Genomic DNA, 26,361 nt, shown 5'->3' with positions numbered 1-26,361 from the left:
GAGGGGGTGAACCCGCGGTGAGCCTGATGGTGGATCCGAGCCTGAACTGGATCTTCTACATCATCGCGGGTGACGCCTGGCCGCAGGGCGACGAGGACGCCATGCGCGCGCTGGCCGACGAGTGGGACGACGTCGCCCGGCGCGTGGCCGAAGCGGGCACCGGCTTCAACCAGATCGCGGGCCGCGTGGCCGCGAACGTCGGCGGCGACGTGCAGAAGAACTTCGTCGACTTCGCCAACAACCTCGGCACGATGGGCACGGACTTCATCGCGGCCGCGCAGGGCCAGGCGCAGGCGTTGCGGGCGCAGGCGCTCGACGTCGAGAAGTCCAAGTACAGCATGTTGATCGCCATCGCGATCACGGCCGCCGACATCATCTGGGCGATGTCGAACCCGTTCACGATGCCGCTGGTGCCGGAGATCTTCGCGGCAGGGCGCACCGCCATCGTGGAGATCGAGCGGACGCTCATGCAGCGCCTGATGAACCTCGCGACGCACCTCGCGGAGGCCGCCGCGGAGGAGGCGGCGGAAGAGATCGCGGAAGAGATGCTCGCGCAGGTCATCCAGATCGCGCAGGGCAACCGCCACGGCCTCGACGGCAAGGCCATCATGCAGTCCGGCGTCCTGGGCGGCATCGGCGGCGCGTTCGCCCACAACTTCCACGGCGCCATGAACAAGTTCGACAACAAGTTCGGCACCAAGTTCGGCAAGAACGTCTGGGGCGCCGCCGCCAACGAAGCCACCACCGAAGTCGTCGTCGGCGGCGCCGGCGCCGCCATCTTCGGCGGCGACACCGACAGCCTCGGCTGGGGCGCCCTCAACGGCGGCCTCTCCGGCGCCGCCTCCCACGGCGCCCACCACGCCGGCCAGTCCCTCCACGACAAACTCAACGGCGGCGGCGACGGCCCGACGGCCAAGGGCCCGAACGGCCCGGGCGACCTGGGTGGGATCAACGGGAATCCGGGTTTGGGGAACCTGTCGGTGCCTCCGCCTCCACCTCCTGCCGCCGGTGGTTCTGGCGGCAACGGCTCTGGTGGCTCGGTTGGCTCCGGCGGCTCTGCTGGCAACAACGGCTCCGGCGCCAACTCGGGCTCCGGCGACACGGGCGGCAACACTGGCGGCGCCAACTCCGGCTCCGGCAACACCGGCGGCGGCAACACTGGGGGCGCGAACACCAGCGGCGGCGCAACCGGCGGCACCAACTCCTCCGGCGGAACCAACTCGGGCAACGGCGCAACCGGCGGCGCAAACACCGGCAGCGGCGCGAACTCGGGCTCTGGCAACACCGGGACTGGGAACGCGGGCAACACCGGCAACGCCGGCGCCGGGAACACTGGCAACACAGGCGCCGAGAACACTGGCAACACCGGCGCAGGCAACACAGGCAACACCGGCGTCGGCAGTTCCGGCAACGCCGGTGCAGGAAATACCGGCAACGCCGATGGCGGCAACACCGGCAACGCCGGCACCGGAAATACGAGCGGCGACAACTCCAGCTCAGGCAACACAAACACCGGAACTGGCAACACTGGCTCGACCGGCAACCCGAACGCAGGCGCAGGCAACACGGGCACTGGCAACACAAACACGGGCGCGGGCAACACCGGCACGGGTAACACGAACACCGGCACGGGTAACACCGGCTCCACCAACACAGGCACCGGCAACACCAACAGCGGCCCGGGAAGCACGGGCACCGGCAACACCAACAGCGGCACGGGCGACACCGGCGCGAACGGCTCCGGCACCAACACCGGCACAAACAACATCGGCGACACTTCGGTACCACCGCCATCAGCGCCGAACTCAGTCAACACCGGCAGCCCGGTCCCACCGCCCTCGGTCCCGGGCGGCGTGAACTCCGACACCGGCAACACAGCCACCCCACCGCCCGTCACCGCTGGCGACCACTCGGCCACCCAGAACGACCCCGGCCTCCCCGGCTTCGGCGGCAACCAGAACACCGGCGCTCCGCCCAACACCCCCACCAACGGCAACGCCACCCAGGCCCCGAACACCACCACCAGCCCCAACACCAGCAACACCGGCACAGGCCCGAACACCTCGGGCACCAACGCGAGTTCGAACAGCAACATCAACACCAGCCCGAACACGACCTCGGGCAACACAAGTTCGAACAACAACATCACCAGTGGGCCAAACAACACCGCCGGCACCACCACGGGGCCGAACACCAACACCGCCACGGCTCCGAACACCACCTCAGGCACCGTGGGTTCGAACAGCAACATCGGCACAGGTCCGAACACCAACGCGGGTCCGAATAACAACACTGGTACCGGTCCGAACACCACCTCGGGCACCAACGCAAGTTCGAATAGCAACACCGGCGCCGGCTCGAACACCACCTCCGGTACCAACACAGGTTCGAACAACAACACCGGCACCAACACCAACGCGAACCCGAACACCACCGGCAACACCAAGACCAGCCCGAACACGACCTCCGACCCAACCTCGACCAAGTCGGTGCCGCCTCCGGTGGCCGGCAGTGTCAGTGGCGTCAAGTCGACTTCGGGACCCGATCAGACCCCGGGGAACATCTCCACCAACCCGAACACCAAGACCAGCACCGACGGCCCGAACCTCACCCCGGCCGCCGAACCGAACACCTCCCCGACGCCCGCACCCCAGAACCTCACCCCCACGCCGGCGCCAAACCAGAACACCTCGCCCTCGCCGACGCCGGCCGCGAACACTTCGCTGTCGCCGACTCCGGCCGAGAACACCTCGCCGGCTCCCAAGTCGAGCGAGAACTTCTCGCCGAACCCGGACCTGGCGACGAACCCGAACGTCTCGCCGACCCCAGCGCCAACGTCGCTGAACACCTCGCCGACCCCGGCCCCCTCCACGAACACCGCCTCACCGAAGCCGATCACCACCGGCCCCAAGGCCGACACCAGCTCGAAGTCGCCGAACCTGAAATCCGACTCCAACCCGGACACGGATACCGACACCGAGCCGAACACCACCCCGGCTCCCGCGCCAAAGATCGGCACCAGCCCAACGCCGGCCCCGGCCACCGCGCTCAACACCGAGCCCACCCCCGCCCCGGCCATCACCACCGACTCCGACCTGGCGACGAACATCAAGACCGAACCCTCGCCCAGTGCGGAGACGAAAATCGCGGTCGATCCCGACTCGACCACCGACGTCAAGACCGAGCCGGCCCCGGCGCCGGACATCAAGACCGAGACCGGCTCCGACTCGGCTACCGACATCAACGTCGATCCGAAGCAGGATCTGGCCACAGACACCAAGTCCGAGACCGCTGTCGACTCGGCGACTGAAGTCAAGACCGAGCCGAACGCTGACCCGGCGACCGAGACGAACGCCGACCCCAAGCAGGACTCGGCCACTGACATCAAGTCCGACCCCACGCCGGACGGGGACACCAAGACCAACACCAACCCCGAGACAAACACCAACGCCAACCAGAACCCAGCCGCCAACCAGAACCCGAACCCCACCCCCCGCCGCAACCGCCACACCCCCGCCGAAGCACCGAGCAAGCAGGGCCCCGCCAAGAAGGACCAGAGCACCCGCGACACCGGCCTAGTCGAAGCAGCACTCCGCAGCGCGCACTTCCAATCCGCCAAAGTGGGCAGTGCGAAACCCTTCCTCACCAAAGCCGACATCAAAACCGCGACCGACTCGCTCATCACCAAGGTCACCGAGAACCCCGGCAACTTCGACTTCACTTCCCTCAAGCCCAACGGTCTCGGCGACTGGGCGGTCAAGAACCTCGACTCCCGTCAGCTCAAGGACGTCGCGCCGGATCTGGAGCCGGAGCAGAAAGACGCCGACGGCGCCACGCACATTCGCAACTGGCGTAAGGCCGTGTCTCAAGACCTGGCCGGGCCGTCGGGCAAGCGGTGGCAGGATGTGCGCACCGCGGTGAGCAGCAAGCTGTCCGACGGCGACCGTCAGGTGCTGGACCACATCACCACCGAGGTCACCGAGAACGGCAAGCTGCCGACGTCCGCGGACCTGGTCGTCAACGGGTTGCAGACGCCGTCGTGGCATGACTCTGTCGTCGGGAAGCGGTTGCCGCAGGCGGTGGCGCATGCGTTGGACGTGCGGTTGATCGTGGAGCGGGGTGGGCCGGATCACACGTCGCGCTATGGGAGTGAGAGCAATCCCGAGGTGCGCGTTCGCAACCAGGACGGGCAGTTCGGGGCGCTGGGTGGGCCGTCGCGGCGGGAGATGGTGCGCGGGTTCGAGGCGGCGCTGAGCGACCTCGACGCCGACCAGGTGCGCGACATCGTCGTGGACCTCGCGACGAACCAGCGCGACAACGACATCAACGATCCCGCCGCGCGCTTCGAGCGCATGCGGCAGGCGCTGGTCCAGGGCAACTCCGACGTCCTGACCAACGACCTCAACAAAGACTTCCTCGACGGCGCCAAACGCATCCTGCGCCTCAAGCAGGCCGTGGCCTATCCCGGCGGCCCGAACGAGTTCACGAAGGCGTTGCGGGACAAGCGAAACGACGTCACCACCCGCATCGGCGACCTCAAGGCCGAGGGCAACTCCCTGGCCAAGCGCTTCCTCGGCGAAGACCAGGACACGCGCGACCAGCGCGAACAGCTGATCACCAGCCTCGAGCAGATGCAAGAGGAGCTCACGAGCCGCATCCTGCTGCTGGCGGCCGACAAGCGGACCCTCGACAACCTGTACCTGCTCGACCAGCACGTCGACGGCCCCGACGCCGACAACCTCTCCCGGCTCCGGCCCAACCAGCTCAAGTCGCTCGACACGCACCTCAACCAGCAAGTCGACGCCGCCACCAAGGCCGGCTTCGACACCACGCACCTGAAGACGCTGCAGCAGCGCGTGCAGGACGAGCCGACCGTGCGCCAGCTCGTGAACAACATCCCGGTCACGGGCACCCAGCACTTCGAGAACCTCGCCGAGCAGACCGCCGACAACCTGGAAAGCCTGCGCGAGGACCAGAAGAACGTCGCGCTCGACACGGGCCTGTGGAGCTTCCTCAACCACCTCGACACGAAGGAGAACGCCGACTACCGCGCCCAGCTCGACCAGGAGATCAGCCAGACCGAGGACCACCTGTCGGATCTGCAGCGCAAGATCGACCTGATCAAGAACCCCGACTACGGCACCCGCATCTCCCGCAGTGCGCGCATCTTCAAGAACATGCAGCACCTGGAGACGTTGACCACGGAGGGGAAAGCCAAGGCGGCAGCGGAAAAGGCAGCACTCGCGGCCAACCGGAACCCGGACCCGCGGTCCACGCCGGACATCAAGCCGGTCGACGGTCCGACGCCCGACCCGAAGTCCACAACGGACACGGACCAGAACCAGAACGCCGACCAGGACTCCACTCAGGACCAGCACCAGAACCCGGACAACAACCCGGACCCGACCCCCGCCGACCTCGGCCCCGACCTCGAACGCGAAGTCTTCGAGTCCTCCCTCTACGGCATGGACCGCTCGGGCCTCAACGCGCTCCACACCCTCCACCTCGACGACCCCATGCGGCTCCCCGAGGTCCAGAAGATCCTCAAGTACGACAAGATCGCCCTCTCCGAAGGCGGTCTCGACGGCCACCTGAAGAACTTGCAGACCTCGATCGACGACGTCACCAAAGACCTGCAGGGCCTCAAGAACGTCAAGGACCAGCTGCCCAACAGCCTGAAGACGGACTCGATGATCCGCGACCAGGCCGAGCGCAACCAGCAGCGTGAGTTCCTCAACCGGCGCCTCGACCGCCTCAACCAGCAGGTCGAACAGCTCAACCAGAACCGCGCCGCCGTGCTCACCGTCTACGGGCTGCACGTCGGCAACGACCCGAAGTCGTGGGGCTGGCGCCAGGTCGGCGACCAGGACCTGCCGGGGATCGCCAACCACGTCGCGCAGCAGATCACCGCCGGGCAGCTCGGCGGGAACCCGACCGAGCACCTCGACAACCTGCTCGAGACCGTCACGAACATGATGGTCAACGGCCGCCCGCCGGCGCCGTTCTCGCCCTCGGACGCGCCGCCGAAGCCGCACGGCGACAGCAACCAGCCGAACCCGGGGCAGTCGCCCAAGGATCTGCCCGGTCCGAAGGACTGGGGCAACCGACGCGACACCGCGCCGTCATCGCGGCTCGTGCTGGAGCGGTTCGACCCGAAGAAGGCGATCGCGCAACAGTTCTCCGGCAACCGCGACGGCCTGAAGGACGGCCAGCTCGAGGGCGCCGTGATGCACATCCGCTACGACGTGCGCCGGTTCGAGACCTCCCCGGGAAACTGGGTTCGCGAGCTCACCGTGCCGCTGGACCTCACGTCGTCGACGAACTCCGTCTCGACGGACGCACGCAACCAGCTCGCGCAGGACCTCCAGAACCACCTGGACAACACCGTCAACCAGCACTACCACCTCCCGAACGGCGACCAGCTGCACGTCACCGTCGATGCCCGCGCGAACGACAACGTCGACCTGGATGACGACAGCTGGACCGCCGACCCGTCACGCGGAGTGCCGGTCAACGTCCACGACTCCACTGTGGATTCGAAGCAGGACAAGAAAACGCCGCCGACGAACCAGACCAATTGGGACGTCAACGACAACAGCGCCGGTCTCACACACGAGATCATGCACTTCATCGGGCTGGGCGAGGGTTACAAGAACAACACCCTGCTGTTCAACCGCACCGACCAGCCCGGTGTGATGGGCCGCAACGCGTGGAGCGACTCCTCGCTCACCGACGACAACCTGGCCAAGATCGAGGACATCTCCAACCAGGCGGTGATCCACGACCACCACCTGGACAGCCCGGACGCGAAACCGAACCGTCCGTACCAGCCACCGCAGCACACGGGCGAGTCTGCAAAGGACAAGCCCAACCTCCATACCCCCGCGGAAGCGCCGAACCCGAACCAGTCCGATGAGGACACCGACGACCACGTCGTCCCGGGCAGCTTCGACACTCGACCGAACACCCGGAACGACGACCCGCGGCCGTTGCAGCAGCACCAGCCCAACACCGACAACGTCGGCCTGGTCGAGTCCGTCCTGCGCAGCTCCGCGTTCCAGCACGCTCCCGTCGGCAACGGGGCACCCTTCGTGAGTAAGACCGACGTCAAGTCCACTGTGGATGACGTAATCGCGAACGTCCGCGCCAACCCGGGCAACTTCGACTTCGACGGCCTCAACCCCGACGGCCTCTCCCGCTGGGCCGCCCAGCACCTCGACACCGACCAGCTCGCGAAGATCGCCCCCGACCTCGCCCCGACCGACCCGAACCTCACCGGCGACGCCCACACCGACCAGTGGCGCGGCAACCTCGCCGACAAGCTCGCGGAACCGTCGGCGAAGCACTGGCAGGTCACGCGCGCGGCGATCGACCCCGACGGCCTCACCCACGGCGACCGCGATCTCCTCGACCACCTCACCAACCACGTCACCGAGACCGCCACCCTGCCCACCTCCGCCGACCTCGTGACCCAGGGCCTGGAAAACCAGTCCTGGCACGATTCCCACGTCGGCTCGCACCTGCCCGACACGATCGCCCACGCGCTCGGCGTGCACCTCGTCGTCGATTCCGGCGGCACCCGCACCGACCACGGTCCGGCGAGCGGCCCGCGCGTGGAGATCGGGTCGCAGAACGGCCGTTACTCGGCGCTTGGCGAGCCGACCCGCAAGGACCTGCGCGACGGGTTCAACGCCGTGCTCGAGGGCATGAACGTCGACCAGCTCACCGACGTCGCCGCGGACGTGTCCGGCCGCCAGGATCCCGCGCTGTTCGCCGGTGCACAACGGATGTTGCGCCTCAAACACGCGGTCGCGCACCCCGGCGGCCCGGACGCGTTGATCCGCGAGCTCACCGACAAGCGCAACGGCTTCGACCAGCAGCTCAAGACCGCGAAGGGCCAGCGGTCCTGGACCCCGCAACGGTTCCAGAGCCCCCGCGAGCAGGCCGCGCAGCAGCGGCTCAACGCCGACATCACCGCCTACCAGACGCTCAGCACCGATTACACCGAACGCATCGACGCGCTCACCGACGACCAGCGCGCCCTCGAAGTGCTGAACCTGCTCGACAACCACGTCGCCGGCGAGAACGCCGACGGCCTCGAACACCTCAGCGCCGACACCCTCGACCGCCTCGACAACCACCTCACGCGCAAGATCGACGCCGCCGAGAAGGCCGGCTTCGACGCCTCCGCGCTCAAATCGCTGCACACCCGCGTGCAGCAGGAGCCGGACATGCGCGAGGCCGTGCGGCAGGTCCGCCGCGGTGGCCTGGATTCCTTCGCCGACGAGGTGCGCAAAGCGGAGGAAGACCTCGACGCGTTCCGGCAGGCGAACTCGACGTGGAACTCGGCCGGCCGTCAGCTGCGCAGCTTCTTCGGCTCGACGGAGGCGTCGCAGGAGATCGCCGACCTCGCGAAGAACATCCGCCTCAGCGAGGACCTCGTCGCGCGCTACCAGCGCAACTTCAAGCTGGCGACCCACCCCGACTACAGCGGCCGCGTCGAGAAGGCCGCCGACGTGCACACGCGCTATCAGGACTGGAAGAAGTCCAACGAGGAGCGGCAGACCCGCGTCGAACGCATCAAGCAGATCGACGATGAGCTGGCGCAGATGCGCCGCAACGCTCGCAACCGCGAGCTCGGTTTCCCCGCGTCACTCTACGGCCGCAATCCGGAGCAGCTGACCGAGCTCGTCTCGGCACAGACCGATCCGAAGCAGATCGACCAGCTCGAGCGGATGATCGACGTCACCAGACAGGCGCGCATGGGCGTCGGGATAGACGAGCACCTGCAGGACCTGCGCACGGAAGTCGACCAGTGGACGCGCGACCTGCAGGGCAACCCCAGCCCCGAGATGCGGAACCTGCTGCAGGGCTTCCTCGACGACGCCCAGTCACGACTCGCCCAGGCCCAGGACCTGCGGCTCGAGGCCCTGACCGTCCACGCGCTGGGACTGCCGCCGGACCTGACGTCGAACGAGTGGAACGCGTTCCACCCCGACGACCTGCAGGCGATCGAGGACCACGTCGGCGACCTGATCCTCAACGCGCGCGCCGGCGGGTACCCGACGGAACACCTGGACTCGTTGTGGGAGAACGTCAACAACGTCCGCACGGGCAACACGGGAGACGTCACTCCCGAGCCGGACCCGAACCAGGACACAGACACTCACCAGGACACGCAGCCGGAACCGCACGCACAGCCCGAGAACCAGCCGACCCCGCCGCCTCCGGCCCGCTCGCTGGAACACGACCCCGAGACGCAGCCGTTCATGCGCCCCGGCCCCTCGGCCCTGACCCAGCAGCAGGACAGCACGACGGCACCCGACCGCGACCTGCGCGTCCCCGGCGGCTTCGACCCGGTCGTCGAAGGTTCGGTGAAGTCCTTCGAAGCGTCGCTGTACGGGATGGACCGCGCGGGCCTCGCCGAGCTGTCGGCCAAGTACTCGAACGACCCGGACCGCCTGCCCCTGATCCGGCGGATGGACGACTTCGCTCGCATCACCCGCAGTCCGGGTGGCTTCCAGCGCCGGCTCGCCGACGTCGAGCAGATGCTGGACGACGCGCAGCGCAACCGGGAGGCGCTCACGTCGAAGTCCGACCTCCTTCCCAAGGCGCTCAAGTTCGCCTCGGCGCGCCGCGACCAGGACAACCGCGAGGCCGAGGCGCGCCGGCTCGACCAGGAGGCTCAGCACCACCGCGACCGCGCCGACCAGCTGCGTCGCGGCCGCGTGGCGGTGCTGACAGTGAACGCGCTGAGCCTGCCGGCCGATCCGTCGGCGCGGGGCTGGGATTCGTTCACGCCGCAGGACCTGGCCGACGTCGAGCAGCACGTCGAGATCCAGATCCGCGACGCGCACGCAGGCGGGCACCCGACCGAGCACCTGCAACGCTTCCTGGACTTCAGCCGCGACCTGCGCGGCGCCCCCAGCCCACAGAACGAGCCACGGAACGAGCCCTCGACCAGCGCGCCCAGGCGTGACCCGGTGAACCGGCCGTTCATCCAGCCCGGCACCGCGGTGCACGACCGCGCAGCCGAACACGTGCCCGGCCGCGACGTCGACCTGCCCGGGAACCTCGCCGACACCGACACCGACGGCGCGTTCGACGCGTTCGAAGCGTCGCTGTACGGCATCAACAGCGACGGCCTGCGGAACCTGAAGTCCGTCTACTCCGACGACCCTGGCCGTTCGGCCGTGATCGACAAGCTGATCGACCTCTCGCGCCCCGGCGACTACGACGTCCGCGTGCAGGCGGCGCGCGACGGGCTCGCCACCACCCGCAACGCGACCCGCCGCACGCAGCTGGAAAACCGGCTGGCCACGCTGGAGCAGAACCGCACGGCCGCGCTGACCGCGAAGGCGCTCGCGCTGCCGGCCGACCCGTCGGCGCGTGGCTGGCGTTCGATTTCGAACGCCGATCTGCGCGCAATCGATCACCACGTCGAGCAGCAGATCGAGAACGCCTCCCGCGGCGGGTACCCGATCGACCACCTGCGCAACTTCCAGGACTTCACGCGGCAGGTCCTCGACAGCCGCCACACGCCGACAGACGCGCCGCCGAAACCGCACAGCGACAACAACCGGCCGAACCCCGGCCAGTCGCCGAAGGACCTGCCGGGCCCGAAGGACTGGGGCAACCGCCGCGACACGGCGCCATCGTCACGGCTGGTGGCCGAGCGGTTCGACCCGAAAAAGGCGATCGCGCAGCAGTTCTCCGGAGACGGCCTCAAGCACGGCCAGCTCCAGGGCACGGCCACCCACGTCCGCTACGACGTGCGCCGCTTCGAGACGTCACCCGGCAACTGGGTGCGCGAGTTCACCGTGCCGCTGGACCTCACGTCGTTGTCGAACTCCGTCTCGATCGACCAGCGCAACCAGCTCGCACAAGACCTGCAGAACCACCTCGACAACACCGTCAACCAGCACTACCGCCTGCCCAACGGCGACCAGCTCCACGTGCGGGTCGACGCCCGTGCGAACGACACCGTCGACGCCAACGACGACAACTGGACCTCGGACCCGTCACGCAGCGTTCCGGTCAACATCCACGACACCACTGTGGATTCAAAGCGGGACCACAAGGCCCCTCGCACCAACCAGACCAACTGGGACGTCAACGACAACCCCACCGGTCTCACCCACGAGGTCATGCACTTCCTCGGCCTCGGCGAGGGCTACCGGAACGACACGCTGTTGTTCAACCGCACCGACCAGCCCGGTGTGATGGGCCGCGACGCCTGGTCCGACACGTCGCTCACCGACGACAACCTGGCGAAGATCGAGGACATCTCCAACCAGGCCGTGATCCACGACCACCACCTCGGTGACCCGGACGCGAAGCCGAACCGCCCGTACCAGCCGCCGCAGCAGACGGGCGAGTCCGCAAAGGACAAGCCCAACCTCCACACCCCGACCGAGGCCCCGACCATCACGGTCGACATCAACGGCAAACCCCTCCCCGTGCAGCACGGCACCGTGATCCCCCGCGACGTCCTGCGCCCCGCGCAGGGCACGATGCTCGGCACCCACGGCATCGAGGGCGTCTACGTCGGCGGTCACGAAGGCCCCGACAACTTCCGCAGCGCCGTCATCGCGAGCATCTCGCAGGACGCGCCCAGGGAACACCAGCGCATCACCACGAATCTTCGCGCCAACACCGACACCGACCTCGATGCCATCGCCCGCGCCGCCAACCTCCGCGTCCACGTCCTGGAACAGAACGGCACCTGGACCAGCCACGGCCCCGAAACCGGCCGCCCGGTCCACATCGCCAAGGCCGAAGTGGACGGCAAGGACAGCTACCTCGGCACGAAGGAAAACGTCCACATCGGACGCCAGAACGTCAGCTACCCCGGCCCGTCGGTCGTGCTGACGAAGAAGGACCTCGCGGCCAACACGTTCGACCGCGAGAAGCGCAAGGTCCTCAACCGCGGCGAGTTCGAGATCGAGACGATCCGCGGCGAGCAGTACGTGCGGATGTACACCGCGGTGCTCAATCCCGCGAAGCCCGGGTCGTTCAAGGACGTGCACCAGGACGACGAGGGCAACGTCAACGTCTTCGGCGGCGCCGGCAAGGCCGACATCTTCTGGGTCGGCGGCGGGCGGCCCATGCGCGCGGTGCAGTGGACGTCGAAGTACGAGACCGACCCGAACTTCCAGCCGGGCATGCAGCCGGTGCTGCGCTCGTTCCTGGTGCCGCTCGACACATTCACCAAGGTCAGCCGCGAAGCGACGGTCGAGGCGCTGCCGGACAACAAGCTCGCCATGAACGTGGACCAGACCGGTGACGTCAACCAGTTCGGCCTGCGCGGCGAGCACTTCACCGCCATGCGCGACGCCGCGCTCAAAGGTTCGCTCGTCACCTACTCCGCCAACCAGACCTACGACCACTCCGAGCTGGCCGGCCGCCAGGAGGACATCGCCGACCTCTACTCGCGGCTCGGCCTGCCGCCCGGCTTCCAGTCCGACGCGCTGGGCAAGGACAACGACCCGTGGTTCGGCTGGACGACGGACAAGGGCCAGGACCGCAAGTACTTCCGCAACGACCCGCAGGACCTGCGGGCGTTGGCCACGAAGCTGTCGGACCTCTACCACACGCACCAGGAACTGAAGGGCGGGAAATCCTGGGACGCGTACTTCACGCCGCATTCCGACTCGATTCCCGGTGACAAGGAGAAGCCCGGCAAGGACGGTGGGAAGTCGGCCCCGCCGAGCACCGTCGAGCAGCGCCGCCAGGACCTCAACGTCTTCCTCAACACCCGCGGCCCGTCCGGTTCGGTCGTCAAGCAGCTCACCGACGGGATCGGCCGCACACTCGGCGAGAAGCTCGACCGAGGCCCGGACACGGTGGCACTCGACGGCATCAAGGTGCGCGACGAGGTTCTGACGGCCGCGAAGAACCTCGGCGGCATCCTCAAGGACGTCGTCAACAAGGAGTTCCGGGCGCTGCACACCGACCCGGTCACCAAGTTCGTCTCGCCCGACGCCAAGATCGAGACGATCGCCAAGATGCGCGAGGTGATGGCGAACGAGGAGCTCGTGGCCGCCATCGCCAAGAACACGGCCGACCAGCTGGTGACCACGGCGCTCGATTCCCTGGGCGCGAATCGCGGGGTCGACGGCTTCAAGCAGAAGCTGACCACGGCCGTCGAGAACGCCGTGAAACAGCAGTTCACCGTCACCGGCGGGAAGTTCAGCGACAAGGTCGAGCAAGGGTTCGCGAACAACGAGGGCGCGAAGAAGAATTACTTCGCCGGCAACCGCGCCGACGCCGTCGCGGCCGAGGTCTCGGCGGCTCTGAAGAACGCCGACCTGGCCCAGGACGCCAGGGACTCCGGCCTCGGGTTCGACCGGGGGACCGTGAAGCAGCGCCTGTCCGCCGGCGTGCTGCCCGACGCCGTCTCCGACGTGACAACGCAGCAGCTCGTCGGCCTCGACCAGAAGCAGCTGCAGGAAGTGTTCGAGAACGGCCTGCAGGACGCGGCGGCCAAGGTGCGCACGAGCATGGACAAGGACCCCGTGCTCAAGTTCACCACCACCGCGCAGCGCGAGGCCCTCGCCGACGAAGCCGCGAGGGTGCTCAATCCCGACACGGTCAAGGGCATCGAGTTCAAGCCCGTGACGCAGGAAGACGTCGACGCGTTCATGGCGAAGGTGCCCGACTACGCCACCCAGGCGGAGATCGGCGCGGCCATCGCCACCGACGAGAAGCGCGTGAAGGTCGACTTCAACACCCGCGAGAACGCCTACGACCCCGCCACCAAGCAGGTCGACTCGAAGACGTTCGACAACGACTACGGCGCCTGGTCGCAGGGCGCGACCCGCGGCCACACGCAGTTCCACCCGGCCGGTGAGTTCGGCCGGCACCAGGACATCGGCCGCGGCCTCGACACCGTGATCGGCGACGAGCTGGCGAAGACCGACGACGACCACCGCGGTGCCGAGCGGATCCTCGACCACCTCGTCACCCGGCTCGACAGCCGGCCGGACGGCAGCAAGCCCGACACCCACGAGTCGATCGTGCGCAAGTTCAACGAGGTCGTGAAGGCCGAGGGCAAGCACAACCGCTACCGCACCGGGACCAAGACGAACCCGAACACCTTCGGGGAACACGCCCAGATGGTGCTCAACCAGTACCTGCGCCTGACCCGCGGCGAACACGACGCCGACCGGTTCGTGCCCCGCGAGACGCTGGCCAAGGCGATCCTGTTCCACGACATGGAGAAGGAGAACTCCAAGAACCAGTACGGCGCCGGGCAGGAGCAGCACGACAACGAGCCGGAGCACCGCGGCGCCGTCGAGCAGATGAACCGCCACGAAGGCCTGTGGAACTCCGCCCGCGATTTCCGCATCGCCCGCGAAATGGTCGACGCCGACCCGTTCGGCTTCTACTTCCGCGGCAAGGACGTCAGCGCCCAGCAGGTGCACGATTTCATCGAGAACCTCGCGAAGGACGTCGGCCGGCCCGGCGGCGGGCCGGTGCGGGCCGCCGATGTGAAGAAGCTGTTCGACGAGTTCCACCAGTACTACCAGGCGGATTTCTCGTCGTACTACGCCGACAGCCACTTCGTCCACAATGGCAAGGTCGAGCCCTTTGGCGCCAAGTCGGCCCTGTCGGGGATCAAGGAGGAGCGGAAGAACGGCCCGCTCGTCACCACGGACGGTGGCCACCGCTTCGAGTACGACCCGGACTACGCGCGGAAGTACGACGAGCTCAAGCAGCTGTTCGACGACGACGTGCGGCGGGACCAGGAAGAGCAGGAGCGCGTCGTCACCGTCGCCGACGACGATCCGGCGCCCGACACCCGCTCGCTCACCGACCGGCTGCCTGAGTACGCCAAGAAGGGCGAGGCCCTCGGCTCGCTCGTGCCGATGAACCCGCGGGGCGTGAAGCAGGTCGGCGACACCATCAAGCGCCTGGTCACGTCACTCGACTCCCGCAGGAACCCGCCGGACCCGGTGGGCATCGAGGCCATCACCGGCACGCTCGACAGCGCCGCCTTCGAGTCGTTCCTCGGCCAGGGCCGCAAGTCCATGGTGCGCGTCGGCGAGAAGTGGTTCGAGGTCCACGTGCGGGCCGAGCTCGACCTGGACGCGGTGCCGGCCGACGGGATCGCGAAGCAGCCGCACGCCACGATCAGTGACGTCAACGACCAGACGCAGGCCACGCACGCCCAAGGCCAGAACGACACGATCGCGCGGACCGTCGGCACGTCGTACTTCGCGCTGATCCCGCCCGGCGCCTACGTGTCGGTCGCGCCCACGGTGCAGCTCGCGACGGCGGCGCAGACGCACACGTCCACCGTCACGGGCACCGAGCAGCGGGTGGTGCGCTCGGCCGGCGACGTGGACGGTGCCGACGTCAACGTGAGGTACTCGATCACCGTCACCGACCAGGTCGGCGGGCTCACTGGGTCCACTGTGGACGGAAAGGTCTCGCTGCTGTGGTCGCAGGACCTCGGCAACCTCAAGCCGGACGCCGAAGCCAAGGGCGACCCTAAGCCCGACTGGGCCGAGAACATCGAGCTGCTCGCGCCCGAGGCCGTGCTGCTCGACGAGCAGGCGCTGTTCGACAAGGTGGCCAAGCGGCTGCGCCCGTCGGTCACGAAGTTCGGCGCGCCGGGGCGTCAGGCGTTGCGCGAGTTCGTCAGCGGCGGTGGCATCCGCGGTGTCCTCGGTACGGCGTTGCAGGGCGGCCCGGTCGTGTCCAACGACCTGCTCAGCCCCCACGGCAGCCACCGCGACGCCGTGCAGCTGCAGGCGCGGCCGAAGGACGTCGAGCTCGTCGGCGTGGTGCCGGGGGACAGCGAGCTGCGGTTCAACGACTCGTCGGTGAACGGCGGGGCGACGGCAGCGGCGTCGAAGTCCGGAATGGACCTGTCCGTCACGGTCGGCGGTGGCTCTTACCTGCCGGGCAAGGTCGGTGGGCTCGTCGGCGTCAGCGGGTCCGTCTCGTCGAAGGTGACCGAGACGGCGACGGGTGGCACCAGCGTCACGGCGAAGAACACGGTCGAGGCCAAGGGCGACATCGGGATCTACAAGGTGAAGGTGGACGTCGACGTCGTCACCTCGGCCGGAGAGGTCGAGACCGTCGAGGCCACCGCGTACGTCCGTATGGGACTGCCCGAGGCGAAGGCCCAAGGCCTGCCCGTGCCGGCGGACACGCGAGACAAGCTCACCGACGTCGGCAAGCGCTACGAGCCGCCCTACCTCGCCGCGGCCGCCGCCGCGGGCCACGTGCGCACGGGCTCGTTCACGCCGGCCGCGAAGGTGCAGCCGCAGATCGAAAACGCGCTGCGCGACCGGCCTGGCATGGCGAAGTTCCTGCCGCGCTGGGACAAGTTCCAGGCCGACGACAAGAGCTCCAGCCGCGACATCGCCGAGCGCTTCGCCAACCTGCGCAAGCTTACGGCCACATTCTCGCCCGCGGCGCTCAAGGCCAAAATGGACACTCTGCTCGGCCCCGGCGTGTCCGTGCAGCTGAAGCGGCGCGGCCTGTTCACCGACGAGTACCTCAGCGTCACGGTGAAGGCCAAGCTTTCGCCGGGCCGGCACCTCGGACAGGCCACCGGACGCTCGGTCAAGGGCTCGGTCGCCACGGCGCCGTCGCTGAGCAGTGCGACCACTGTGGACAAGAGCTGGTCGGTCGGGCTGGAAGGCCGCATGGTCATCCCGCAGCCCACGTCGATCGCGACCTCCAGCATCAGCCCCGCGGTGGTGCCGATCCAGTACTCCGACGCGTACAGCTGGAAGAACTCCGGCGGCCCCACCGTCACGACCACCACGAGCCTTTCCGGCAGCCCCGACTCGCAGGTGTTCGAGCACGACGTGGAGTTCGAGGTCGAGATCACCAGCTACACCCGCAACCGCCCGTGGGTGAAGCGCCTGACGCCGGGTTCGCCGTTCCGCGTGACGCCCAAGGTGTCCACTGTGGCCAAGACCGGCGACCCGGCGCTGCCGAAGATCTCCGGCAAGGTCGACCTGTGGGTCAACGACGGTTCCGCACTGAAGAAGGACCCCGGCGACTTCCTGCCCGGCAAGCCCGGCACCACCGTGCTGAACAAGAACGACACCCTGACGATCGAGGACATGCTGGCCGGCCCCAAGCCGGACCAGCCGAAGTTCCTGCACGTCGAGGCGTTCACGAACACCGAGGCCCTGCGTGACGAGGCCCTGCGCCAGCTGGAGCGGGCGTCCGACGGCGACGGCGTGCTCGGCCTGTCCGGTGGCGAGGCCCGCAAGCGCGTCGACCGCATGTTCTCGCCCGAGACCTTCCGCGGCGGCCTGCCGAAGTTCCTGCGCCAAGGCGCGCGGGCCGGCGGCTTCCGCTACGAGCGGCGCGTGGCCGACCGCGTCGGCGGGCTCGGCATGAACGTGGCGCTCAGCAACCCGAAGGTCGTCGTGGCGTCCGACGCGGGCGGTAGCGAGACCACGTTCGCCGGTGGCGCGAAGGCCGCGTTCGAGCAGACGCACAAGCAGGCGCTCGAGGGCAACGTGCAGCTCGGCGTCACCATCCGGCCGGACGGCAGCATGGCCACCGCCCACGGTCAGGGCCAGGTCTACGCGTCGGCCAAGTGGAGCCCGTGGACGCGCACGTCGGGCGGCTCGACGGAGGTCAGCGCGAGCGTCGACCACCTCAACCGCGCCAACGCCAAGGGTCGCACCGTGCTCGTGCAGTACGACGCCGACGTGCGGCTGGTCGCCGAGACGCGCCAGGAGAGCCTGGTCAACGGCTCGACCTCACGTGCCGGCGCCGACGTGAAGCTGCCTGGCGCGGTGTACGTGCGCATGTCCGAGGACCAAGCCCGCGAGCAGGGCCTGCTGCCGAAGGTCGAGCCGCGCACCGAGCCGCCGGGCAAGATGGCACCGCCCGCGCTGGTCGGCCGCGACTCCAGCGCGCTGGGCGCCGCCGTGGTCGAGGACGCGCCCGACCTGTCGCAGCTCGTGCGCGACGCCCGCACCGCGCTGGGCCGCACCGGCGACAAGCTGCTGCCGAAATCGGTGCTCGACGACTCCATGACCAACCTGCAGCGCACGCTCGACCTCGCCTCACCCGACGCCGTCACGTCCCTTGTGGACAGTGCGCTCGACGGCGGCGCGCCGCTGCTGCTGCACGACGCCGGCGTGCTGTCCACCGACACCTACCAGGTGCTGCTCAAGGCGACGATCACCGACACCGAGTTCCTCGACGTCGTCCACGACGGCGGCGAGATCGACCACGTCGTGAGCGCCGCCGTGACGGACAAGGAGAACGCCGGCCACGGCTCGTCCTACGGCGGCCAGTTCCGCGGCGCCGGGCGCGGCCTGTTCAGCGACACCAAGCCGGACGTGAGCGGCTACGAGGGTCTCACGCTCGGCGTGTCCGGCTCGAAGACCAAAACCGACCAGACGGTGTCGGCCACCGCGACGACCAAGGGCTCCAAGGCTTCGCAGAGCGGCCCGGCCGTGCGCTACCGCCACCAGGTGAAGTTCGAGCTCGTGGTGCAGCGCGGCGGTAAGACGTACCCGGTCACCGAGCAGAACGCGAACGTGACCGTGCGCTCCGCGGCCGATGACCACAAGATCAGCACCGAGGGTCAGACGCCGGAGGCCCACGAGCCGCGCACCACCGAGCTCACCGCCGCCGACACGACACCCGAGAGGCTCGCCGAATGGCAGGCGCAGGGCGTGGGCAAGCTGCCGCCGTCGGCGCACACCGAGGGCGTGCGCGGGTCGGCCGCGGTGCAGGCCGGGGCCGAGCGCGCGCTGCGGCTCGCCGGCGCCGGTAACGGCCTCACCGGCCGGGGCACCGGCGCCAACAACACGCTGGTCACGTCGCTGACCAACGAGATCCTGCAGGGCCACCTGCCGAGCATGCTCGACGGTCCGCTCGCCGCGCCCGACCTGCATGAAGCGTCGCTGATCAAGAATGGCCACGGCAGCGTGAAGGTCTACTCGCGCCTGGCCAATCCGGACCTCACGGCCCTGAGTGACACCGTGAAGCTGGAGCGCACCGACCAGACCACGGCCACGTTCACGGGCGAGGCGAAGGAAGCCCTCAGCGGCGAGAACCAGTACATGCCCGGCGTCGGCGGCGTCACCGACCCGAAGGACAACTCGCACTCGTGGAGCGGCGCGGACATCCGCAACCCCGCCGCGATGAGCGATCCGACCGCGACTGTCGCGGGTGGACAGCGGTCCACCGTCGCGAAGCCCAAGGGCCGCAGCGGGCTCGTCGGGTTCGACGTGGAGTACCGGGTGGTCGCCGACCTCGGTGGGGGCCGCACGGCGGCGGTCGAGGTGAAGGTACCGGCTTCGGCGCTGGTCCGCATGTCCGATGTGGACCTCGAAAAGCTGCTGGGCGAAGCGCTGCCGGACGCGATCACCAAGGCGCAGGACACGGTGAAGGACGCGGCCTCGGACTGGCGCAAGGCGGAGGAGGCCGTGGAGACGGCCCAGCACGAGGCCGACGACCGCTGGCTCGACGAGCGCGACAGCGTCAAGACGTTGACCAAGGACGCGAACGGGCTGGCCGTCGAGACCGACGCCGACCCCGTGCGCGAGCTGCGCCAGGCGCTGGCCGACGCGGAGAACGACGCCAAGGACGCCGGCCGTGAGCTGCGCGAGGGCAACGCCGAGATCACGCGGCTGCAGGACGTCTCCGAACAGGCGCTGGCCCTGGCGTCGGTCACCGACGAGGGCTCGCCCGAGCGGCGGCAGTTGCTGGACCAGGTCTCCCGCGCCGAGCAGGGCGTGCGCGACATCCGCACCGCGCAGCCCGCGCTCGTGCGGCGCCGCCAGGACGCGCAGGACCGCGCGGAGCAGCTGGCCAACGTCCTCAACCCCTACCGCAAAGACAGCTCCGACTTCACCTCCCGCCGTGAAGACGCGCTGCGCCAGGTCCGGGAGGCCCGTGAGAAGGCCGGCGAGGCGCGCAAGAAGTGGTGGCAGGCCAAGGAAGAGGTCGACTGGCGGCTAGCCACGCACGTGTGGCCGGCCAAGAAGGTCGAGTCCCGCTTCGACCCGCGCTCGACCGAGCACGTTGTCGAGGCCCCGGACACCGAGTCCGACACTGGGCCCGCGACGATCTCGGGCTGGGACGTCAACGCGGACCGGCCGTATGACTTCGACGTCAGCGACGTTCAGCTGCACCAGGTCACGGACCGCTCGGGCAAGGTCGTCGCGGTGTCGTTCCTGCCGGCCGCGGAGCAGACGTCCGCGGTCGAGCACGACTGGGTCGCCGACAACTCCGGTGAGGTCTCCTCACTCGACGAGGGCGTGACGTCGAAGACCCTCGACCCGGTCGTTGCCGAGGCTCGCCGCAACGGCACCACGCCTGACCTGGGCGGACGCCAATTCGGTGACTGGGCCGCGAAGTCGCCCGCGCCGTGGGGCACCGACACCGGCGACACGTTCTTCGTCTTCGCCCACGGCAAACCACAGTCGGTGAAGCTGACGCTGGTCGGCGGGCAGACCGTGCGGGTGGATGGTCGGACGTTCGCGCGGATCGTCGCGAACTCGGCGCCGTTCGCGCAGGCCGGGCCGAAGTCGTCGGTCACGCTCATCGCGTGCAGCACCGGCCAGACCGACGGCCCCGGCGGAGTGGCCCACGACTTCCAGCGCGCGCTGAGCGACCTCGATGGGCCGGCGACGGTGCACGCGCCGACGAAACCGACACTGTTCGGCCGCGACACCGCGACGCTGGGCAAGGCGCTCGGCTCCACCGGCGCGTTCACCGCGGTCACGGACGGCGGGCACTTCCGGACGTTCGGCGGCAATCCGGGTGACGAGACGATCGTCGCCCTCGTGCACGAGCTCGACACCGGCCTCCGCACCGAACCGCCGGCCGGGCCGATCTCGCTGGCGGACCACGACGGCACGCTCGCGCTGGCGTCCACTGTGGAGCGGCAACTGGCCGACACCGCCGCCCGCACCGGCGAGCTGCGGCTCACCGACGTCCACGACCTCGTGGCCCGCCACGAACGGCCCGACGTCGTCTACTCGGCTGTGCTCACGCACCTGGCCTCGGGCAACACGCCGGTGCACACCGTCGTCGACGCCCGCCGCGACCCGGACACCGGCGAATGGACACGCGCGTCGCTGCCGCCGATGGCGCGTGGCCTGATCACGGTGACGGGCAAGGGCACCTGGAGCACCGACGAGCTGGCCCGGCCCGCTCGGCTCAACCCCGCGTGGACCGAGGGTCCGGCGCGCGAGACCACGCACTCGCGGCCCGACGCCGCGCACTACGCCGAGACGCTCGCCGAGCACCACCTCGACGGCGAGCCGCTGCCGCCGGTCACCGTGCCCGCGGACCGCGTGGACCACTTCAAGGCCGACGTCACGCGCCTGGTGGGCGAGCGCGGCTTCGGTGACCTGGCGTTCGACCACCTGGTGCACGTCGACCACACGCGCCTGACCGGCGAGGTCGTCGGCGAACCGGGCGTGACGATCGACTTCGCGCCCGGCGCGGTCACCACGACCGTGCTGACCGACCACACCGGCACCGCGCGCGGGCTGACGTTCCTCGAATCCGCTGAGGCCGCGAAGGTTCAGACCTGGCTGCGGCAGACCCGGGGCGAGAACCTCGTGGTCGAAGCCGATCCGGACGAGATGCGCGCCTTCGCCACCGGCGCGGCGAACGACCTGCGCGGCCGCGGCCCCGGCGACGGCGGCATCCCCGTGCGCACACCGTGGGCCGACGAACTGGCCGAGGGCCGGACGTTCCTCGTCACCGGCCACGGCGAGGAAACCCGCGTGAAGGTCGCCGTGACCGGCCCGGACGGCACGCGGCGCGAGGTCTACGTCGACGGCGAGACGCTCGCCCAGATCGTCACGGCGTCGCCTGAGTTCGCCGACGCGCAGCCGGATTCGGTCACGCTGTTCCAGTGCGCGGCGGCCCGTCGGCTCGGCCCCGGCGGGGTCGCGCACGACTTCCAGGCGGCGCTCGAAACCCGTGGCGGGCCGTCGATCGTGCACGCGGCGACGGATTCCGTGCTGGCCAACCACTGCGACGACAGCCCTGACGACGAACCGTCGGCCCCGCTCTTCGGCGCCCGCGACGACGCGTTCACCGCCGTGGTCCGCGGCGGGCACTGGGAGACGCTCGGCCGTCCGCCCGACGCCGACGCCGTGGTCGACGAACTCACGAACGCGTTGCTCAAGAACTGGCGCTACGCCCGGGTTCCCGCCACGGGAGGCCCGGTCCGCCTCGCCGACCGCGCCCGCACGCTGTACCTGGCGGCCGAGGTCGTGAACGCCGTCTACGACCGTGCGCCCGACGACGAGGTGCAGGCGCTGCTCGGCCGGCACGAGGATCCCGAACTGCTCGCCGCCGTGGTCAACGAGTACCTGCGAGCGACGATGGCGGACTCAGAGCCCGACGAGGTGCCGCCGTACACCTCCGCCGCCGAGCTCACCCGGGACCTGCGCGCGATCTCGGCCAACCACGGCCCGGCGCCCGACGGCGCGCCACTGCTCGGGCCCGACCTGTTCGGCCTCTACCGCGCGCCGGAGCCGCCCGGCTTCCTGCGTGGCCACGACTACTCGAACCTCACCGCGGGCCAGGGCCTCGCGCTGCTGGACACGCTCGACCTCACCCAGGGCGTGCCCGTGCTGCGCGATCAGGCCGACCCGGCGAACCTGCCCGACCTCAGGGACTGGACGATCGAGCACACGCGCGCCGACGACCGGCTGTCCGCGTGGGCGCCCGGTGACGTCGAGCCGTTGGCAAAGACCACGTCGACGCCGCTGCTCATGCACGCCATCTGGCTCGGCGGGCCGCTGCGCGACGCCGGCACGATGAGCGCGTTCCGCGAGAACTTCGGCGGCGCGGCCGCGCGGCTGCACGACGGCGTCGTGCCGGTGCTGTGGACGGACGTCCCGCGTTCGCAGATCGAGTTCGCGCTGACCACCGTGCCGCCGGCCGAGGGCCCCGACCAGCTCGCCGACGTGCGTGACTTCGTGAACTGGGCGCAGCAGCACCACGTGCGACTGGTGAACGTCGACGAGGTGTTCTCGAGCGAGAACCCCATGCTGCTCAACGAGTTCTACCACTCCGAGACCGGAAAGCTGACCGGTCCGGGCTACGCGGCGGCCAGCGACATCCTGCGCATGGAGCTGATGAACCGCTTCGGTGGCCTCTACACCGACGGCGACAACGTGGTGGAAAGCCTCGAGGACCTGTTCCACGCGGCGACCTCGCGCGAGGGCTACGCGACGCACCGCATCGGCATGAACGTGGCCAACTCGGCGTTCGCGATGAGCAAGGGGCACCCGTTCGCGCGCGTGCACCTCGACGTCGTGCGCGAGAACTACGGCAAGACGCAGCGCAACCTCCTGCCGCCCGAGGCGTACGACCTCCCGCCGGCGTTCTTCCAAATGCCGCAGGGGCGCGTGCACCGCAACTCGATCATCGTTCGCACCGGGCCCTCTGCGCTGTCGGGCACCGCGCGGCGCATCGGCCTGCCGTCGGCGTTCGACCTGCCGGAGATGACCGACATCCGGATGAACAGCGACGGCAGCTGGCTCAAGCCGCCCGCCGCGGGGACGCGACCGGTGTCGGGGCGCGACGAGACGCTGGAGCTGACCCAGCACGTGGTGCAGAGCCTGGTGCGCGGGCTGTACAACCGTGCCGGTGACCTGCACCTGACCGCGGTCGAGCCGGCCGTGCACCGCCACGCTGACCCGGACCTGGTGTGGGACGCGGCGCTGGCGTTCCTCGCGGCGGACCCGGACCTGGCGCCGCTCGTGCGCACGGTGACCGACCAGCACACCTACACCGGGACCGACCACGACGTGCGGCTGCCGGCTTCCGCGCGGGCTCTGCTGGACATCGATCCCGACCGGGTGCACCGCACCCTGGGTGAGGTCCAGCACGGGGCCACGCTGCGGAACCCGGACGACGCTGTGTTGGTGTCCGATATGGACACTCCTGTGGAGACCGGCGCGCGGGAGCTGGCGCGGGCGTTGCGGGCGGTCGAGGGCGAGCTGCCCGCGATCCACGTGACCGGTGGTGACCGTGCGCAGGCACGCGAGGCCGCGCGGGAGCTGGCCGGGCACCTCGGGCGTGAGCTGGGTGATCGCGACCTGCTGGCGCGAGTGCCGGTGAAGATCCGGGTCGCCGAGGGTTCGGGTGTCACCGTGTCGTTCCGGCCGGTCCGGGGTGGCGCGGTGGAGTTCTCGCTTGACTCACCGGCTGCTCCCGCCGTGTTCGGTGGTGTCGACGGGCAGCCGTACTCCTCGGATTCGGCACCGTTCGGTGGCTACCGCGGTGCGAAGCCCGGTGTGGTCACGAAGATCGACACCACGCCCGAAGGCAGCGCCGAGCTGATGCAATCGTCCGACCGGCCGCCGACGCTCGTGCTCGTGTCGGGTGCGCTGGCGGACGAGTTCACGCAGCACGTGCGTTCGTCCGGAATGGACCTTCCGGTGCACGCCACGCCGACGCCCTCGCCCGACAACGTCGTGGACACCTTCCCGGCCGTCTCCTACCTGGTTTCCGGTGACCACGCGCTGACCGAAGACGACCGGCGCACGATCGCCGAGCTCGGCCAGGCCGCCGAACACGGCTGGTGGTACCGGCCGTCGATTCCGGCCGGCCCGGTGAGCCTCGACGACCGCACCGGCACGCTGGCGCTGCTCAGCGGCGCGGTCAGCGCGTTGCGTTCGGGCGGGACGGCGCTCGACCTCACGGCTGCCGCCGACGTCGTGGCCCGCCACGAGCAGCCCGATCTCCTGTGGACGGCGGCGCTGGAGCTGGCGTCGCACAACGTCGACGTGCCGCACGTGATCGACCACCGGCTCGTCGACGGACGCTGGCAGCAGGTCCGGCTGCCGGAGTCGGCGCGCGAGCGATTCACGGTGACGGGCAAGGGCGTCTGGCGCGACGGCTCGGTGTCCCGGCCCGTGCGCCTGAAGACCGAGCCCGGCCCGGCGAGCGACTTCGACTTCGAACCGGTGTCGCTGCCGCTCGACGAGTCCGTCGCGCGATGGATCGCGGAGTCCACAGTGGAACGCACGGCCGACGGACTGCCGGCACCTCGCGTCCAGGTGAGCGGCCCGGACGACGTGCGCGCCCAGTTCGTCGCGCAGGTCCAGGCTTTGCTGGCGGAGCTGACGCCGGCCGGTGCCACACCCCACGCGGCGGCCTCGATCGTGACCACCGGCTCGGGTACCGAGGCCATGGCGACGATCTCGCTGCCTGCCAACGCGGCACCGTCCACGCTGTCCGCCGCCGAAACCGCCGTCGCCGTGGGCCTGGCCGAGGAATACACGCTCCTGCAGCTCCACGGCGTCGCCGACACCCTGCTCGCCAAGCCCGGCCGTGCCGTGGAAGCGCTGCTGGACCTGGCCAACGAGGTCGCCCACGGCACGGACGTCGGCCGGGCCGCCGACGCCGTCGAGGTCCTCGACCGCCACGGCGCCCTCGACGCCGCGCTGGACAACGGCCTGTTCCTCGGCCAGTTCCGCAAGATCCTGGGCCAAGCGGACGCCGAGTCCTACGCCCGCGACCTCGCCACGGCGATCCGCTCGTTCGCCTCGGAAAAGCTCGCGCCGGACGTGCTGAAGGAAGCCGTGCGCGGCGCGCTGGAGGGCTGGCGCGGCGGGCCGGGTACGTTCGAGCAGCGCGTGGAGCGGACCCGCGACACGCTGTGGGTGATGCGGCGCCTGCACCTGAGCAGCCTGGCGTGGCTGAATCGCTGGCGCACCGCCGAGCACATCCGGCAGTACGCCGCGCGGATGAAGGAGCAGGCGGCGAAGCAGGACGCGATGCTGGCCAAGGTGAGTGAGTCGGAGGACGCCTTCCTCGCCTCGGTGGGCGAGCCGCATGCGAACGGAGGAGGCGCCGGCGATGGCGAATGACCAATGGGTGCTGCTCGTCGACCCGGCGTGGGCGCCTTCGTCCACCGACGACGGCGCCGAGGTCGCGGCCCCGCCGCTGGCCGCCGTCGTGGGCGGCTGGCTCGCCGGTGAGGACGGCGCGGTCGGCCGCTTCGAGGCGAACCCCGCCTACGAACCCTCGGGTCCTGGCTCGCCGAGCGACCCGCTCGACGCCGTGCTCCGCCTGGTCGCCCGCGGTGACGCCGACGCCGACCAGCTCGCCGCGATCCTGCGGGAGTCGACCGTGTCGGTCGCCCTCGACGTGGACGACGAGCCGCTGGTGGCGCCGTCGCCGGACAACATCCCGTGCGTGCTCGCCACCACGGCCCCGGTGCACCGCACCCGCGTCCGCGCGGCCGGCTGGCTGCCCGTCGCCGCGCGTGACCTGCCCGCGTTGCTCGAGGCTCACAACGGCGTTGACCTGCTGCTGAACCCCGGCGCCCCCGGGTGCGCCCGCCTGCTGGCCGACACCGTCCGGGACGCGCTGGCCGGCTGACCGTGT

General features: G+C 69.7%; 2 protein-coding genes. Both read left to right on the top strand.

Features of this window, described 5'->3' with window-relative positions; all coding sequences use genetic code 11:
* Nucleotides 1–26: 26 nt before the first annotated feature.
* Nucleotides 27–25,841, top strand: coding sequence for a hypothetical protein (locus AB0H62_RS11020; RefSeq protein ID WP_360585592.1), 25,815 nt, complete (start codon nucleotides 27–29; stop codon nucleotides 25,839–25,841).
* Entirely contained in the window at nucleotides 25,831–26,355 is a 525-nt protein-coding gene (locus tag AB0H62_RS11015) for a type VII secretion system-associated protein (RefSeq protein ID WP_220245034.1), read from the top strand. Before AB0H62_RS11020 ends, AB0H62_RS11015 begins: the two co-directional genes overlap by 11 nt.
* Nucleotides 26,356–26,361: the final 6 nt, after the last annotated feature.

This window comes from Amycolatopsis sp. NPDC050768 (assembly GCF_040654155.1).
In the GTDB taxonomy this organism is placed as follows: Bacteria; Actinomycetota; Actinomycetes; order Mycobacteriales; family Pseudonocardiaceae; genus Amycolatopsis.
Note: the sequence above shows the minus strand (reverse complement) of the source record. Positions and strands in the feature narration are given on the sequence as shown.